We start from the raw sequence: 15219 nt of genomic DNA, 5'->3' as shown, positions 1-15219 counted from the left end.
GAGACCGAGCTTTAATTTTGATCGGCGCACTTTCTGATACTGGTCGAGTAGCGGAACGTGCATTATCAATCCTCGATGGTAATCTTTTAGCACTCAAGGGGATTAAAAGACGAAGGGGTGTAGACTGGCACTATCTGAACGACAAAAGTAAGTTATCGGATGGGGAGTATGAGTCGATCGTTATCCATGCGCTGGAAATGATGGCTGCTAATGCTGAGTTAAAGCTTGCTAGTGAAGTCATTGAAGCTCCTCTTGTGGGGATTAAAGATCAACGAGATTTTTACAGCAGGCAGCAAATAGCCGTTTGGGATGCGATTCGTCGGTTTAAGTTTGATCATAAAGTAGAAGAAGAGCAGTGAGGGGTTAATCCTCCTGCTCTTCTTCATTCCCTGGTATCTTCTTGCTCGTTGAATAGGATTCACTTAATTTGTTCTCATCAATTCCTGATGGAATTAAATGAACTTTAATGCTATCTTCATTATCCATTAGAAGAGTTTTCGACTTAAAGCGTTCGAAGTCCTTGATTATAATGGAGTTATAAGTTGTTTCCGTCTTTAATAGTGTAACACTAACTCCAAATAATATTATCTCTTGATTGAAATCTGTTTTAAAGATGAATCCACTGCTCTTCTCTTCAAAAAATTCAATTAATGTCTTAGCTTGATTGACATCGGCATCTATTTCTAGAGCGGAAAATGTACCATTTGTGCTGGTGCCGTTTATTGCTTTTTTAAGAATGTGTATTAAGTCATCATCTTCATCAGTCAAGTGAGTGGGTAATGTGAATTCTACTCCGAAAAAGTTTTCAATAGCAACTAAATCAGACATTAAGGAAATACAAGAGGCCAATTCTTTTTCATCTTCATCAACTGTCCACTTTTTAGCAACCATGATGTCAACATTATGTTCAAGTGATTTCAGTGCAAAAGAGCTCGTTTTCATACTTTGCATAAATGAGCAATAATGAAGCTGTGATTTTGCACTTAATGAGTTATCACTACACAAATCAATAAGCATTTTTGCCTCATTAGTGGTTGGATTCATGCTAACAGTGATGTTAATCTGCGGATTCTTTTGGGTACTATTGTCTAAAATAAGCCAGTTACCGTCTATCTCTTTTAAACCCATAATCAAATAATCATATGAAAGAGATCCTTCAAATAGATAAAGTCGCATTGGTGTAGGTGGTGGAAACTCCTGTGGTTCAATGCTTACTCTTATCTGTTTAGTGCCATCTTCTGACTCATATTTTTCTATGGCTTTGTCACCAATCCATGTCTCTATAGATTTAGCATCGAATTCAAAGGTAATTTGTTTTTCGTACGAATACTGCAATGCTTCATTCCAATTTTTAAATCTTGCCCTAAAATCGTTTGGTAAGATGAGCTTCATTTGACTCCGAAACGGATGCGTGTGTATTGCATTGGGGGAATTAGGTACATGTGCAATCGACACTTGACCATTATTTAATTTTATATCATACCTCCAGTGCGGATATGCTGGATGTTGAGCAGATGCTCCGTTTATAGATTGTTTAATTAATGCTGCAACTTCATCGTACTGTCCTTTTCGCACGAGATATTGAAGTTCTTCACCAAAAGAGCGATTTAGAATCATTGCACCTGGGGAATTAACGATGTTCTGATTTTTATTACCATTATTGAAAATTCTCGCTTTATTCAAGAGTTTTTTAAGCATGGAAACACCTACTTCTTGTCATTGTTCACATAATTGGCGTTGTTGTTGCCCACGTTTTTTATGCGAGCATATTTTTTTTGAACTGAGGTTTTTCCAGTGAAGAAGCCGGCGATGAAGAAAACTAGGCCACTTACTAACCCAGCAACAACCGCTCCTTTAAATGTTGATACGTCAGTAAAGCTATTTAAAAATTCCATATTTTCTATCCCCTCATATTCCAATAGTATTCAATGAAGCTTAACACTTACTTTCGAAATAAGGCAATAGTAGGATTGACTTGTGAAAATAATTTGTAAGAAAAGCTTGCGTTCGCTTGTCCTGACGAGATATATTACAATTCGTTTTCCTATATCTTTTCAATAGATTTGTTCAATAGCTCTGTGAACTTATTAAAAGCTAAAATTTGTTTACTATTAATTGCTTACATTTTAGTGAAAAATCACTTTGTAACTGTGCGCCATTAGGATATAAACCTGATATATTTATATTATAGGATATCGAATAAGAGAGCAGCACCCGACACAACCACTTACCTGTTTGCCGACGTAATAGTCGCAAGGGTAGTACAAGCGGGCAACTGTTCTTTTTTGTTTCCTTGGTTCACAAATGACGATTAATGTAGTTGATGCTTTGATTGTCGGAAGTACACTCAAGCTCATCGCCAAACGTTCAGGTTGCAACTATCTCAGACGCTAGACTCCAGCACATATAAATGTGCTGGTAAAACTAGAACGTCATATAGATCAAACTGGAGCGTTTGGTGATGTGCTAATAATTTAACAGATTAACACCAAAATTGAATTGAACAAACCTAAGTGGATTAGGTTACGTCTAGACCAGCCCCGTAGATTGGTTGGTCCCTATTTCAGTAGCTGCGGGGCAATTAATAGAACGAGGTGTAAGAATGAATCAGACAATCGAAAACAACTTTTCGTATCATCCTCCTAAAGAGGGTCAGCCAGCAAAATATGAGGCGATCCGTTCATTGGGTAAGGGATTAGCTATTGCTTTTGATGAACTAACACCGAACTCAAGGGAAAAGTCATTGGCACTAACTAAGCTAGAAGAAGCTGTATTTTGGGCTAATGCAGCAATTGCAAGAAACGAGTAATCAATTAAGAACTCTTCCTCACCTTCTGCGATGTGTAACAGGGTGAGGCACAATGTGGAAATAGTGTAACGGGTAGCACAATCGCTAGCCTATGCGATCAGTGAGGTTCGATTCCTCAATCCACTCTATTACTGTGGGAGTTTGTCTTTATTCCGTTTGCTGTTCTCCCCACAAAAACGCTGAAACGGTATACCCTGCACGAGAGCTCCGGTCAGATTTAAGTATGCTGCGTTAAGCATGGACCCAGAGAACGCAGTGCAGGATCAAAAAAACTATCTCCAGAGAGCTGCCACATTACGAGTGTGACCGGCTCTCTTTTTCGATACGTCGCTCCTCCGGTGGGCAGATGTTGTCATGCTTCTGTCAGTCCGAGACTCCTATCACTTCTATTCTCGACCGCAGGGGATTAAGGAGCGAATCGCGGCGGCTAGCGACCTGCCGAAGTAAACGGTCGACTTAATTAAAGAGTAGGTGCGGGATGAAGCTTTGGGAAATGATCAAGTCCACGTTTAAAACAGCAGAAAAGAAAGACGTTTTCAATTGTGCTCATTGCCGAAAGGTATCAAAAGGTAAGTGGTGTCAAACTGAGGAATGTAGAGGAAAATCGTCTAGAGGATGGTATTACGATGAATATGGCCATGTTTGCAAGCCGACTGCAAAGATACGTCCTCGTTAAAAGTCAAGACTGTTTAAAGAACGTTTGTTCGCATATAATAAGGGCATCAGATATTCGGAGGTGTACTATTTATGCGAAAGAAATTAGAGGGAAACGGACTGTGGGAATCATCGAGGATGATGTTGCCCGAACACGGTAAGGCTTTGAATTATCAAGCTGAGACACTCAATCTTAGACATCGAGTAAACTTGGATGAACATGAGGTTGAACAGGTAACAAGAGCGTTAACCGAGTCTTTTATGTCACATGTACAGATCGAGGTAAGCTTATTTCATAAATATGAGCACCCGAAGGTAATAGGAATAGTAGAGCGGATCGACCAACATCAAAAACGGTTTATGGTAGATGGGGAATGGTTCCCATTTAAAGATATAGAGGGTGCGAGGATGCTTTCCTCGCTAGAAGGGTAACTAGCGGATTTTAAACTGACCTACTGATTTTACATAGTACATCCCGTTAATCTTAACGGTGTGTCTGTCGTTCTTCTCGATTGTGCCACCGTTGTCCAGTTCTTCACCCTCATGTGAGGCGACAACGGGTGTACGATTAAACATAGCAGCATTAATATGACGATCGGTGATAAGCGGAAACTGTGATTTAAACATGTTTATCCCACCTTAAAGTTTTTGGCATTCTCAGCAGTTTGTAAAAGAGCATATTCCAAGTACTGATATAGTCCATACAGTACAGCTACTATTAGAAAAATTTTAATGATGTATGAGCCAACTGAGTCTCTGGATTGCTTGCGAAAAGACTTCTTTGCTTTCAATTTACACTCTCCTTTCTTTCTAGCTCTTTCGACATGAAAAGAGGAATTTCCTTCCTGTATATTGAAATGTTATAGATCGAAAATCAGGGGGGGGATTTCGCATATGAAGACTTACAGACCATTAATTTGGATTGGTATAATGGTTTTTTTATTTTGGGGTCTGTCAGGGTTATTAATTCAGTTATATTATGGTTCTAGTCCTGATGATGGACGGGGCACTTTTGGTGATATGTTTGGAGCCATCAATTCTTTGTTCTCTGGTCTTGCTTTTGCTGGGCTGATCTATACTATAAATATTCAACGGAGTGAGCTTGCTTTACAGAGACAGGAATTATCGCTTCAGAGGGAGGAAGTCAGGAGATCAACTGAAGAATTAGCCGGTCAAAAAGAACAAATGATTAGGCAACGTTTTGAAACAACTTTTTTTAATTTACTGTCCATACACAATGAAATAGTTACCTCAATTGATTATTCTTCAGTAATAGGGCGTATCGTCTTTATAAAGTTTGCAAGTGAAATGCAAATGCAGTCTTCCGGTGGAAAAGTTGAAGAACTTGCATTTAAAGAAACTTATAAAAAATATGGTGTGGCAATAGAACATTACTATAAAAACATTTTGACAGTGATTGATTTTGTGAATAACGAAAAAATACTTACTCTTTCGGAAAAACAAGTATATATTAGTTTTCTAAAGGGCCAGATTACACCTCATGAGTTGGTATTTCTGTACTATAACTCTTTATATAATAACAATGAATTAAATCGTCAAAACTTATTATCTAAATTCGCATTTTACAATTTTTTTGATGATCTTAATTTTAACTTAATTTTTGGCAAGATCAAGGCAGCAAAAGTTTTGAAGGAAATGGAACTGTTAGCTAAATCGGAAAATATGATGTAAAAAAGCTACTCAATCGAGTGGCTTTTTTCTTTGCCCAAAAAGGAGTGATCGTGTGAAGGGGCCTACATTTCAAGACCTAAACTTAGACGGCATCGAGTTGGAACCTACCGCAAACATTGTAGAGGTCGAGATTATTAAAATAGAGACATTGACTTCATTCATTGGTATAGCGCAGCCTGTAGCTGAGAAGAAGGAGGTTGACTAGTGACCCTCTATATCAAAAAAGGCGATACACGAAAGCCAATAGCAGCCACGTTAAAAAGTCCTAAAGGAGTACCAATACCACTCCAAGGATGTGCTGTTCGATTTAAAATGGCTACTGCACCGCCTAACTACAAGTTGAGCGATGAAAATATAACTAGTAAGCTACTCATCAATCGTGAAGCACTTATTTTGGATGCTGTTAAAGGAAGAGTAGCATTTGCATTTGAGCCAGGGGAAACGGATCAGATTGGAAACATGTGTGGCGAATTTGAGGTTACATATCCTGATCGGAGTAGAGAGACCTTCCCGACTTCTGGTTATATAGAAATCATTGTTTTAAACACATTGGACTAGGAGGCGGAAAATTTGGGGTACATGGATAAACCGATGATACGGATAGGGAACACATTTCCTGCTCAGGGTTGGAACCAGGCACTGGACAACGGAGAAGGAAATTGGGAGATTGTCGAGGTGTCTGGTGGTGCTTACAAAGCCCAGTCGGTTCAATTAGTATCTTCTGACTATTTTAGTGGCACAGGCAACATGACGAAGGTTTTTGACGAAGAGATGCATGGAGTGGCTATCTTTAATGCCAGTGAATCTCGTATGACTTTTACGATTGATGGTGTGACAAGACCTGTCTTTGAGCAAATTTTCAAAAAGCCTTTTAAATCAATGAGTATAGTTGCTTCTGGTGAGTGGTTTATCGATGTATTACAACAATATGGAGCGTCAGCTGCTGTTGTTATCACACCACCTATCGATGTTACAGCACCCGAAAACGTGACGGGTTTAGAGTTTATGGGAGTGACGGAAACAACTGTAACATTACAATGGGTACCGTCAGTCTCTCCGGATACAGTTGGTTATGATGTGTACAGAGGTCAAACATTAATAGGGTCTGTTGCAGGTACATCTTATAACGTGACAAATCTTACTCAAAACACGCAATACACATTCTACGTTAAGGCTAGAGATGAAGCTGGCAATGTTGCAATTGGAACGTCGATCGTGGTGACGACAGTTGCTACACCAGTAGATTCAACACCACCATTACAGATTACTCAATTAGTTCTGGGTGTACCTACTAGTACGTCGATACCGCTATCATGGAAGCTATCATCATCTACGGATGTTGCTGTACAAGAATGTGCTTATTCCACTGATGGTAATAATTTTAACATTGTAACAAACTCTATTGGTGCAACTGCATCTTCGTATACTGTTAGCGGATTGACACCTGCTACAAAATATACTCTTCGAGTAGTGGCTATTGATGGGTCTGGTAATCGTTCGATTGCAACTACAATTCAAGCAACAACAGCAAATGTTGTGGATACTACATCACCTGTCAACGTTACAAATTTAACTGCAACAAACCCGACTGAGACTACAGTTACATTGACTTGGATTGCTTCGGTATCGTCAGATATAGCAAGTTATGATATTTTTCAAGGCAGTACATTCCTAACAAACGTGACAGGGACATCCTATGAGGTAACTGGTTTAACTGCGAGTACTCAGTACATTTTTACAGTAAAGGCAAAAGATTTAGCTGGTAACGTTGCTAACGGAACGAGTATGACAGCAACTACTCAAACGCCTAGTGGTGGAGTAGGGCATATTAGTGATGCATCGCTTTTATACTTTTCCTAGACACCTATTAACAAGAGTAACCTACCGAGTCCAGAACGATTCTGCAATAGCAGTGAACAGTTCACTTGGGTGATAACAGGTAGAATTCCTGGTGAATATACAAACTTATTACTAAGGGACCAATTAAACTCTACTAACCATAGAATCAACTTTAAAGTAGATGCAGGATACCAACTTAACATAGTGTTCTTTGGTAAAAACCTCACTACTATGGCAGACGTCTATATAACGTTATCAAAATCAGTTGACACAATATTAGATAGCAGTAGGCATTGTCATATAGTGGTTGTAAGTGATGATTCTTACCTATCGTTGTATATTGACAACGTACTTAAAAAACAAGTTGCGTGCGGTAGCAACATTAGTTTTGATAGTAGCGGTACAAAACCATTAATACTAGGTGGTACGAGTGGTGGAGGGTTAAACGTAAATCTAAAAAATGCAGCATATTACAATCGCGCGCTTTCTTCTGCTGAAAGAACGCAAAATTTTAATGCTCTGAAATAGGAGGGTGATTCATGAGTGGTTGGTCACCAAACACAAAAGGCGGTCAGTCGAGTCATAAGCATCTAAATAAGTCCGTATTAGACAAATTCGGTGAAGCCGGTGGTCAACCAACGTTTAACGGAGTTGCAATCGGTGGCAGCAGTGGGGCGAGTGTTGATCTATTTATCCGCGATTCAATCAACTTGTTAAACCCTATTGATGTTGAGCAGGGGAAGGGGTTTGCCGATCCGACCGTAAACACAATTGCTGTTAATGAACTGAACTCTTTAAGCGGCTTCATTCCAGTTGGTCAACAACTACCCTATACAACAAGTGCTGACTATCTATTATGGGCGTGGTATAACAGCGGTAAACAGTTCATTTCTGGTCATTGGGCAGCCGGGGGTATAAATACAGCTGCAGCTGGTAAACAAAATGACAGCCCAGTCGGTGCAGCATTTTTGAGGGTATCAGGTCCAAAAGACAAAATGGCTAACTTAATGGTTGTCCAAGGAACTTACCTGAGTCTACCGAGTGCATTTGTGCCTTATGATCAATGGGGCTTTTCACCAAAGGTAATAGATTACTTCGATTTACGGGTAAAACGATGAATGTTTTTGCTGATTCGATTTCGATGGACGGAAACGGGAGCACATCTCTGACACGGGGAGATCGGTGGACGGGAGCGTTTGAGCGCGAGCTTGGATTCAAGATCACTAATTTTGCTATCGGTGGATCTCGGATGACTCCCGAACTCGATGGGACAGACCAATTTAAGTCAGTGTATAACGTGGTCCATGACGGAAGCGATGGGACTAAGACAGTTAATTACCAAGCGGATTATACGATTATTTTCTCAGGTACAAACGACCATTCAAAGAATATGCCATTGGGAACGATTAACGACATAGCAAATACAACTTTTTATGGAGCGTATAAGCTTGTAGTCAAAAAGCTGCTAACCACTAATGTTGATCTTAAGTTGTTCCTTGTGACACCGATCCAGAAGTTTATGGGTCACACAACAACAGACAACGGTGAGGGTTGGTTTCATAATGGGCCTAACGGAAACGGTGCAACTTTGGCTGACTTCGCTCAAGCAATTCGAAACATCGGGGAGTACTACTCGATTCCTGTAATCGACTTACATCGTACATCGGGAATTAATGAGTTTAATTTTACCCTGTATCATAGTGCAGATAAATTGCATCCAAGCAAAGAAGGTCAGCGCGTAATGGCTGATGCGATGAAGAAATTCATGTCTTAATAGCTTTGAAAAAAGAAAAGCCCTCCGGTGAAAGAGGGCGAGTAATTTATTGATTGAACGCACCTGTCCACAAGTTGTAAGAGTTAGTTGGGATATTATAATGAAATGGTACAACACTAACTATATAAGTAACACCAGGTTCAGTTCCGAAATAAAGGTCTGCCGGATTCCCAGAAGTAGAAGTATCAAAGTTACTAACTACTTTGTGGACTATTGGCATAACCCCGCTGCCTGGAGGAGCAGATTCGAAATCACTTTTCTTGTACACTGCAAAGCCGTAATCTTTATTATCGGGTGGGGTGAAATAAACTACTTGGGTGTTGTAACTAGGGCCACCAGTGATGGAATAGTAGTCCGCGTCAGTAACCTTGTGAAAGGTACCAAATATAAATTCTGACGATTCATTAATATACATTGGATAGGCACTGTACCAATTGTCATTATTCTCATATCGATCTGCAGGAAGAGCGGCAAATACAGATGTAGCGGCGAGCATGGCGGTAATAGCGGCAGTTGCAATAGTAACCTTGAACTTCTTTTTCACGTGAAACCTCCTAAGTGCTGGGATTTTGGTAATATCCTTATTCTATTGGAAGTTAATTGAAAAGTCTAGTATGAATTACTAGATTTAGTTGTCTTACATTAGGAAAATAATAGTCAAAAGTGTGATTCTATAATGTTGGTAAAACTAGATGAATTCATATTCAAGTATTATATAGTAGATTGTGTACGCTCGGTTTCAAGGTTACGCTCTTTTTCAACCTCATCGATTACTACTAGATGTTGTGAAATATAATCATTCTTCATTTGAGTTGCACATATATGAAATATAGTCATTAAGGTTACAGCAGCAGCTAAAGTAAGTAGTTTTTCAAATCCGTCAGACGAAGAGTTCCCAATAGTAGTTACAATCTCTTGGACATTTTCCTTCCATTTAGTCTTGTCATCTATAAACTTCTCGTTATTTAAGAGGGATAGAATTGTTGAAGAGGTAGCCAATGTTAGTGTCATTAGAGTTAAACCAGTAGTAAACAGTATTTTTGTAAATACGTCCATCATTTTCTCGAATGGACTAGTTTGACTTAATGCTCTTACTCCAAGTTTAACTATTCGAAATTCTTCTGGTGTTAAATGTTTATACGCCAAATATTGTTTATGTATATCGTTATAATATTTTGATGTTTGTGTGTGGATTTTCTGCATAGGCTTGTTTAACTTCTTTGCTTTTCTAATTGTAAATACAATCTCGAAAATAAGATGAAGAATTACTATTATTGAAAATGTTAAAATCATTCAAACAACTCCCATTATTATTTTCTCATCATTATCGGAATAATAGAGATGGGAATGTATAGCATTGAAATTTGTGTTGGTTGGGAGTTCCAAGTCCTGTTTCATATATCGCTGAAATCCCTTACCCTGTATGGTCGCAAGGTGTTTCAAAATCCATTCCAAGTTACCATAAAACTGCATATCTAAGAATCAAAGTAGTCGATAAATCGAGCAATCCTATGAAAATGGAAGTAAATAACACTAGCCAAACGTATGTTCTGATAATTTGGGCGAATTTGACCTTAAATCGGGTTTGGATAACACGATCATTTCTCAGTATAATGGACTTGTTCTTCCTCTCTAGTTACTAAGTACAAGTTCTTTTAAAGCGTGCCATACGCAGCGCATGAGCATTAGCGATTATGCGTGCTCTTCATTCTTTTAATCATTAATAAATAAAAAAAAGATCGTAAAAACAAACGGTCGGCGTAAGCCGATCTGTCCAGGTGAATGCCGATAGGCAGAGGGGCGGTAAAGCCCCTTATCTCTAATTGGGTTCATACGTTTTTAAAGACGCTCGCACTATCATACGTGCTATAAAGTATAAGAGTATAAATAGATAAATAGATGAAGAAGCCACTTTTAATATGAAGGTGGCTTTTTTTAATACCCTTTTAAACCAAAAAAGAGATGATGCATTAATGAAACGTAGCAGGAAAGAGATACAAAAGAATAATATTGCGGCGCGCGAGTCGAAACGAAGCCCGACTGTGCAAACGGTTGATGTGGTCTACAAATGCGGGCATGAAGGTCAGAGCAGAGAGATTGTGTATGAGCATATTGGTGTTGAGCAGCAACTCCAGTGGATCAAGCGGAATGTGAAGTGTAAAACGTGTTATAAGAAAGGGTGAGGACCATGCTCCAAGAGTTCCGGTGTAGCGATTGTAATAAGCTGCTAGCAAAGATACAGGGTAGAGCAGAGATCGTATGTACACGTTGCAAACTTATCAATACGGTAGGCCCGAAGAGTGATAAGGAGTTGTCGGAGTTGACAAGTTATTTGCCAATAAGCTCAGAAGACGCTCTGGATTTTGTTAATGGATGTATGAACGGGTACTTAATGAATAACCCTATCAACCATGTTATTGCGCTCAGCTCAAGAGATAGACTGATTGCTCAATTAAAAGAACAAGTAGATTTGCTTCGCAAAATTAAATAAACATGAATGGAGAGACGCTAGATGTCCAAACTATTTGACGGAATCAGTGAGCCAAGATTCGTAGCAACACATGGTTTTAGTGTTGAAGAAGCAGCTAGGATAGGACAAAGGGAGTTGGAAGAGTGGGTAAAGAATGATATAGCTCATTCATTAGTAGAAGCTTTTCAAAATTCAAGTAAAATAAGTCTTACTAAGGAGATGGTATCATCGGGGATTTATAGTATGGGAACTTTTGAGTTTAGGTCAGAGATGTACGTATTCACACTTGATGAACTGAAACAATTAATCGCTAACGTTCGCAGGGAAGAACAAGAACGTTTTATACCAAGAAAATAAATGAACGAGAGACCCTTAGAGGCCCAGTGTTCGGTACGCTATTACAGGTGCTGAGTGCTGGGCCTTTTTTTGTTTTCTCGGACACTTAGAGGAGCGATGAAGTTCATAACTCCAGAAGAATATAAAGCGCGTTTTGATATGAAATGGAATCACTCCTTAACCTTAAAGAGTTTATACAATGGATCTCAATCTATCATATCTATTGAATGTAGTAGCTGCGGAAATGAGAGCAATAAGCCTGCAAGTGAGGCAATACGTTATGGATGCGTACACTGCTCACGGATCAAGAATTCACAAGCAGGAAGGAATGCACAAAAAACACCCGAAAAGTTGACTGCTGATTTTATCACTAGGCTCTCTAAGAAGTTTGGGAACAAGTACTCTTTGATAGGTGAGTATGTCGACGCTAAGACATCCACAAGGCTCAGGTGTAGGTGTAGTAGAGAATTCAATGCAAGGCCTGATGATCTTTTATACGGTAAACGCGGTTGCAACTGTGAACTGTGGAAGGCAAGGGAAGAAGCAAAGAACAGGCCGCCAAAACCTAAACGTGAACCAGCATGGACTCATGATAAGTTTGTCAACAAAGTTAAAGAGATATGGGGTGATGAGTTTGAGGTCATTGGTACGTGGGAAAACATGCACGAAGCGATTAAAGTAAAGCATTCAATCTGTGGTGAAATCATCAATAAACGTGCAGATTCTCTTCTGAATGGACGAGGGTGCAGACTTTGTAGTAGGAACTCTATGTCAGCAACAGTGATCTTGATTTGCAAGATACTAGATGAACTAGGTGTTGTGTACAAGCGAGAGGTAAGGCTAGATGGATGTCGATATAAGAATCCATTGTTCTTTGACTTCGCTATATACAAAGACTCTAAGCTGGATTTCCTCATTGAATACGATGGGGAACAACATTTCAGAGCCACTAAGTACATGGGAGGAACTGAGAGGTTGTTGTTGATAAAGAAGAGAGATGAAGTGAAGGAAGCTTACTGTTGGGCGAATAAGATTCCATTGCTACGCCTTAACTACAAGATGATTAAAGGTACAGGTGATAGAGGACGAAGTATCTTGAAGGATGTCATCAGAAAAAGTTTGCCCAAATAGGCATTCACAAAATTTTAGTTCTTATCGATTACCTTCAACTTTTGGAGAGCGAAAAGGGTTTCCCAACACACAGGAACGAGTAGCTTATATCTCCAAGACGTGCAAGCGGATAGCGAGGGAATTGAAGGTTAAGGTTAATGCTCTATCACAACTTAGTAGGGGCGTAGAACAGCGCCAAGACAAACACCCGATGCTCAGTGATCTAAGAGACTCAGGTAGCGTTGAGCAGGACGCAGACAATGTTGTGTTCCTTCATAGGGATGACTACTACAACAAGGATACAGAGAAGAAAAACATTGTCGAGATCATAATTGCTAAGCAGAGAAATGGACCACTAGGAACTGTGGAGATGGTGTTTCTTAAAAACTTCGGCAAGTATGCTGACCTAGATTCTGTTGGTGATGGTGCGAAGAAATGAGCTATCCACGGATGAATAAAGACGAGTACCCGACAATACCGGATGTAATTCACACGGAAGACGATTACACACTCATTTTGGAGTACATCGTATTTTCAGCTATCAAAATCGAGGAGCTCCAAACTAAGGTTAAGAATCCATTCATGCCGATTTTGGAAAAGCGAAAACAAGAGCGTGTGATTGAAATGGCTCTAGTGAAATACGACCGAATGTGTGCCCTGATCGAAAATTACCGAGACCGAGAAAGGAGAGATCACCTTGGAAAGATGCGGATACCCTGATTGCAGATCGCTTTCAATCGGCACGTTTTCGCTTGTGCCGCTCTGTCAGACACATATGGACACTATCAGGACTGAGTCAAAGAAGTGGTTTACAGGTGGGCGTAACATGTCATACGAGACTGCTCGTGTAGAGTACTTGCAAATCGCTGATCAGATCCCTTGGAGTCAACCGATGTTGGATTTGAAATATGGGAGGTAACGATATGAACGGGGATGTAATGGACGATCTAAAATCAAATTAGGAAATAAAGAAAAAAGCCTACTAAAAAGTAGGCTCGTAAATTTAGAAATAGGTATACCCAAAATCATGACTCTCTGTAATAGTTTTATCTTTTTTAATCGTAATCGTTTTTAGTTCATATTTTTCGAGTTTTAAGTTGAGTTCAAGCATTTCCATGGTTTCCTTATCAAAAATTTGTGAAAGTGTATCCATGTCATCCTTCTCAACCGTTAAGTCGCTATTTGTATTATTGGAAGATATGAGTAAAAAGTATTTACCTGCTGGCACATCATCAATGTTGTAGTCTCCGTTGCCATCAACAAGTGTTGTGTAAATACCATTTGTGCCTTGATCTACTTGTTTCAATGTAAGAGCGAAAAAAGTATCATTTACTATTTTGTTAACTACAGTTGGGATTAATGTTACATTTGCTCCTACATCAGGTTTGGTGCCAACATATTCATTGTATTGCCAAGTTATTGCACCCTTAATGTTTCCAAGTTCAGAAGGATTGTAATCTCCAAAACTAATAATCTTATCAGCAGAAGATATTTTTTGTGCTTTTCCAGTTATTTTAGCAAAAAATTCAGTCGAGATCATAGTCTTCTTTTGAATGGTTAGAGCAGGTGTTTGAATTTGATTTTTGATTCCGTTTACTAAGTAGGATTTATCATTTAGTTTAAAAGAAATTTTTGCTTCTTTCCCTTTTTGAACCACATAAGATTTTGTTTTCATGTCGTAAGTGTATGTATATCCAGAAGTAGTAAAAATAGCTTTTGGCTCAACATAGTAAACTTTGTTTTTGATAGCAACAGTAGCTTTGGCATTTACACCATCTACATAGACACTATAAGCTGTTTCAGCAGATAGAGTTGTTGGCATCAACACAAATAGTAATAGAAAGGATAAAACGATAGAAAATGATTTTTTCATAGTAAAATTCCCCCAGTGAGTGTGATTCTGTAATACTAGCACATATTGAAATATAGGTATATAGAATCATAAGAGATAGGTTTTCATAAGTCATAATCGTGAAATAAACAACTTATTGAAAAGAGGGGGTCTCTGAATGACAACACAATACACCCGTGAGCAGATACACGCCTTATTGGCGGTGTTGGGGTTATGACAGTGTGCAATCGGCATAAATGGGATCATGACGCTCCGTGTATCTATTGTGAGCGACAGGACGCTTATAAACAAACTGATGAGTATAAACGGCGTGTTGAGTCGGAGTTGAAGGAGGAAGAACATGGCTACAGATAGAGAGCAGAGGATAACAGAAATACGACGTATGCACGCAATTGACGTTGTGTATGACAGAGGGAGAAGTAGTCTAAGCGTGGATCAAGTTGTTTTGTTAATGGAGGAAATAGATCTTCGACAGCAAGAGAAGGGAAAAGCGATAGAGCAACGAGACCTGACGCTTGCAGAGTGGGGTAAGACAATTACTGACGGTGTGACAATTGCAGATACAGCTGAGAGGCTTGAAGGGGAAAGAGATAGATTGATAGTGGGGTTAACATCGATTATTGAAAATAGTGATGATGACGGAGCAATTGATTGTGCAAAAGATGCTCTAGAGGAAATTTGAG

23 protein-coding genes and 1 pseudogene are annotated in these 15219 nt (G+C 39.2%); 17 read left to right on the top strand and 7 right to left on the bottom strand.

What is annotated here, in order from left to right; genetic code table 11:
* Window positions 1-17 precede the first annotated feature (17 nt).
* A complete protein-coding gene (locus MFF31_RS23000) occupies window positions 18-359 on the top strand; it encodes a hypothetical protein (RefSeq protein ID WP_238191373.1) in 342 nt (113 codons plus the stop codon).
* Window positions 360-363: 4 nt separating this feature from the next.
* Here MFF31_RS23000 and MFF31_RS22995 read toward each other — a convergent pair whose 3' ends face one another.
* Together MFF31_RS22995 and MFF31_RS22990 are read right to left on the bottom strand one after the other, a co-directional pair.
* A complete protein-coding gene (locus MFF31_RS22995; protein WP_238191372.1) occupies window positions 364-1698 on the bottom strand; it encodes a hypothetical protein in 1335 nt (444 codons plus the stop codon).
* Window positions 1699-1706: 8 nt separating this feature from the next.
* Window positions 1707-1895, bottom strand: coding sequence for a hypothetical protein (locus MFF31_RS22990; RefSeq protein ID WP_238191370.1), 189 nt, complete (start codon window positions 1893-1895; stop codon window positions 1707-1709).
* Between the two features lie 707 nt (window positions 1896-2602).
* Between MFF31_RS22990 and MFF31_RS22985 the strand changes: the two genes are divergently transcribed.
* Window positions 2603-2809: an Acb2/Tad1 domain-containing protein gene (locus tag MFF31_RS22985; RefSeq protein WP_238191368.1), complete on the top strand. Its 207-nt coding sequence runs from the start codon at window positions 2603-2605 to the stop codon at window positions 2807-2809.
* Between the two features lie 747 nt (window positions 2810-3556).
* Complete coding sequence (locus MFF31_RS22980) at window positions 3557-3895, top strand: YolD-like family protein (protein WP_238191366.1); 339 nt, start codon at window positions 3557-3559, stop codon at window positions 3893-3895.
* Here MFF31_RS22980 and MFF31_RS22975 read toward each other — a convergent pair whose 3' ends face one another.
* Together MFF31_RS22975 and MFF31_RS22970 are read right to left on the bottom strand one after the other, a co-directional pair.
* Window positions 3896-4090, bottom strand: coding sequence for a hypothetical protein (locus tag MFF31_RS22975; RefSeq protein ID WP_238191364.1), 195 nt, complete (start codon window positions 4088-4090; stop codon window positions 3896-3898).
* A gap of 2 nt (window positions 4091-4092) precedes the next feature.
* A complete protein-coding gene (locus MFF31_RS22970; protein ID WP_238191363.1) occupies window positions 4093-4254 on the bottom strand; it encodes a hypothetical protein in 162 nt (53 codons plus the stop codon).
* A 103-nt stretch (window positions 4255-4357) separates the two neighbouring features.
* On the opposite strand from MFF31_RS22970, the gene MFF31_RS22965 reads away from it, so the two are divergent.
* From MFF31_RS22965 to MFF31_RS22935, 7 genes are all read left to right on the top strand, one after another.
* Entirely contained in the window at window positions 4358-5155 is a 798-nt protein-coding gene (locus MFF31_RS22965; RefSeq protein ID WP_238191361.1) for a putative phage abortive infection protein, read from the top strand.
* Between the two features lie 52 nt (window positions 5156-5207).
* Window positions 5208-5360: a hypothetical protein gene (locus MFF31_RS22960; RefSeq protein WP_238191360.1), complete on the top strand. Its 153-nt coding sequence runs from the start codon at window positions 5208-5210 to the stop codon at window positions 5358-5360.
* Window positions 5360-5713 carry a hypothetical protein gene (locus MFF31_RS22955; RefSeq protein ID WP_238191359.1) on the top strand — a complete coding sequence of 118 codons (354 nt, stop codon included), beginning with the start codon at window positions 5360-5362 and terminating at the stop codon, window positions 5711-5713. Before MFF31_RS22960 ends, MFF31_RS22955 begins: the two co-directional genes overlap by 1 nt.
* 21 nt (window positions 5714-5734) lie before the next feature.
* The gene (locus MFF31_RS22950; RefSeq protein WP_238192220.1) at window positions 5735-7015 is read left to right on the top strand and encodes a fibronectin type III domain-containing protein; all 1281 of its coding nucleotides are present in this window, start codon (window positions 5735-5737) and stop codon (window positions 7013-7015) included.
* Between the two features lie 69 nt (window positions 7016-7084).
* Window positions 7085-7522: a LamG-like jellyroll fold domain-containing protein gene (locus tag MFF31_RS22945; RefSeq protein WP_248565555.1), complete on the top strand. Its 438-nt coding sequence runs from the start codon at window positions 7085-7087 to the stop codon at window positions 7520-7522.
* Window positions 7523-7533: 11 nt separating this feature from the next.
* Window positions 7534-8112 carry a hypothetical protein gene (locus MFF31_RS22940; protein ID WP_238191358.1) on the top strand — a complete coding sequence of 193 codons (579 nt, stop codon included), beginning with the start codon at window positions 7534-7536 and terminating at the stop codon, window positions 8110-8112.
* Window positions 8109-8768 (top strand): SGNH/GDSL hydrolase family protein, encoded by a 660-nt coding sequence (locus MFF31_RS22935; RefSeq protein ID WP_238191357.1) that lies wholly within the window; start codon window positions 8109-8111, stop codon window positions 8766-8768. Before MFF31_RS22940 ends, MFF31_RS22935 begins: the two co-directional genes overlap by 4 nt.
* Window positions 8769-8814: 46 nt before the next feature.
* On the opposite strand, the gene MFF31_RS22930 is transcribed toward MFF31_RS22935, so the two are convergent.
* Complete coding sequence (locus MFF31_RS22930; RefSeq protein WP_238191356.1) at window positions 8815-9312, bottom strand: hypothetical protein; 498 nt, start codon at window positions 9310-9312, stop codon at window positions 8815-8817.
* A gap of 167 nt (window positions 9313-9479) precedes the next feature.
* A complete protein-coding gene (locus MFF31_RS22925) occupies window positions 9480-10061 on the bottom strand; it encodes a hypothetical protein (protein ID WP_238191355.1) in 582 nt (193 codons plus the stop codon).
* 680 nt (window positions 10062-10741) lie between these two features.
* Between MFF31_RS22925 and MFF31_RS22920 the strand changes: the two genes are divergently transcribed.
* The 6 genes and pseudogenes from MFF31_RS22920 (at window position 10742) to MFF31_RS22895 (ending at window position 13404) form a co-directional block, all read left to right on the top strand.
* Entirely contained in the window at window positions 10742-10951 is a 210-nt protein-coding gene (locus tag MFF31_RS22920) for a hypothetical protein (protein WP_238191353.1), read from the top strand.
* A 5-nt stretch (window positions 10952-10956) separates the two neighbouring features.
* Complete coding sequence (locus MFF31_RS22915; protein ID WP_238191351.1) at window positions 10957-11259, top strand: hypothetical protein; 303 nt, start codon at window positions 10957-10959, stop codon at window positions 11257-11259.
* Window positions 11260-11280: 21 nt separating this feature from the next.
* Window positions 11281-11595, top strand: coding sequence for a hypothetical protein (locus MFF31_RS22910; RefSeq protein ID WP_238191348.1), 315 nt, complete (start codon window positions 11281-11283; stop codon window positions 11593-11595).
* Window positions 11596-11691: 96 nt separating this feature from the next.
* A complete protein-coding gene (locus tag MFF31_RS22905; protein WP_238191346.1) occupies window positions 11692-12705 on the top strand; it encodes a PDDEXK family nuclease in 1014 nt (337 codons plus the stop codon).
* A 14-nt stretch (window positions 12706-12719) separates the two neighbouring features.
* A pseudogene (locus tag MFF31_RS22900) lies at window positions 12720-13123 on the top strand (DnaB-like helicase C-terminal domain-containing protein); the annotation flags it as partial.
* On the top strand, window positions 13120-13404 hold the full coding sequence (locus tag MFF31_RS22895) for a hypothetical protein (protein WP_238191345.1): 285 nt from the start codon (window positions 13120-13122) through the stop codon (window positions 13402-13404). The pseudogene MFF31_RS22900 and the gene MFF31_RS22895, both read left to right, overlap by 4 nt.
* Window positions 13405-13687: 283 nt before the next feature.
* On the opposite strand, the gene MFF31_RS22890 is transcribed toward MFF31_RS22895, so the two are convergent.
* Window positions 13688-14557 carry a stalk domain-containing protein gene (locus MFF31_RS22890; RefSeq protein ID WP_238191343.1) on the bottom strand — a complete coding sequence of 290 codons (870 nt, stop codon included), beginning with the start codon at window positions 14555-14557 and terminating at the stop codon, window positions 13688-13690.
* Window positions 14558-14876: 319 nt separating this feature from the next.
* On the opposite strand from MFF31_RS22890, the gene MFF31_RS22885 reads away from it, so the two are divergent.
* Window positions 14877-15218 carry a hypothetical protein gene (locus MFF31_RS22885; RefSeq protein WP_238191341.1) on the top strand — a complete coding sequence of 114 codons (342 nt, stop codon included), beginning with the start codon at window positions 14877-14879 and terminating at the stop codon, window positions 15216-15218.
* Window position 15219: the final 1 nt, after the last annotated feature.

This window comes from Paenibacillus sp. L3-i20, assembly GCF_022180385.2.
GTDB lineage: Bacteria > Bacillota > Bacilli > Paenibacillales > Paenibacillaceae > Pristimantibacillus.
This window is presented reverse-complemented; position numbering and strand designations above follow the sequence as displayed.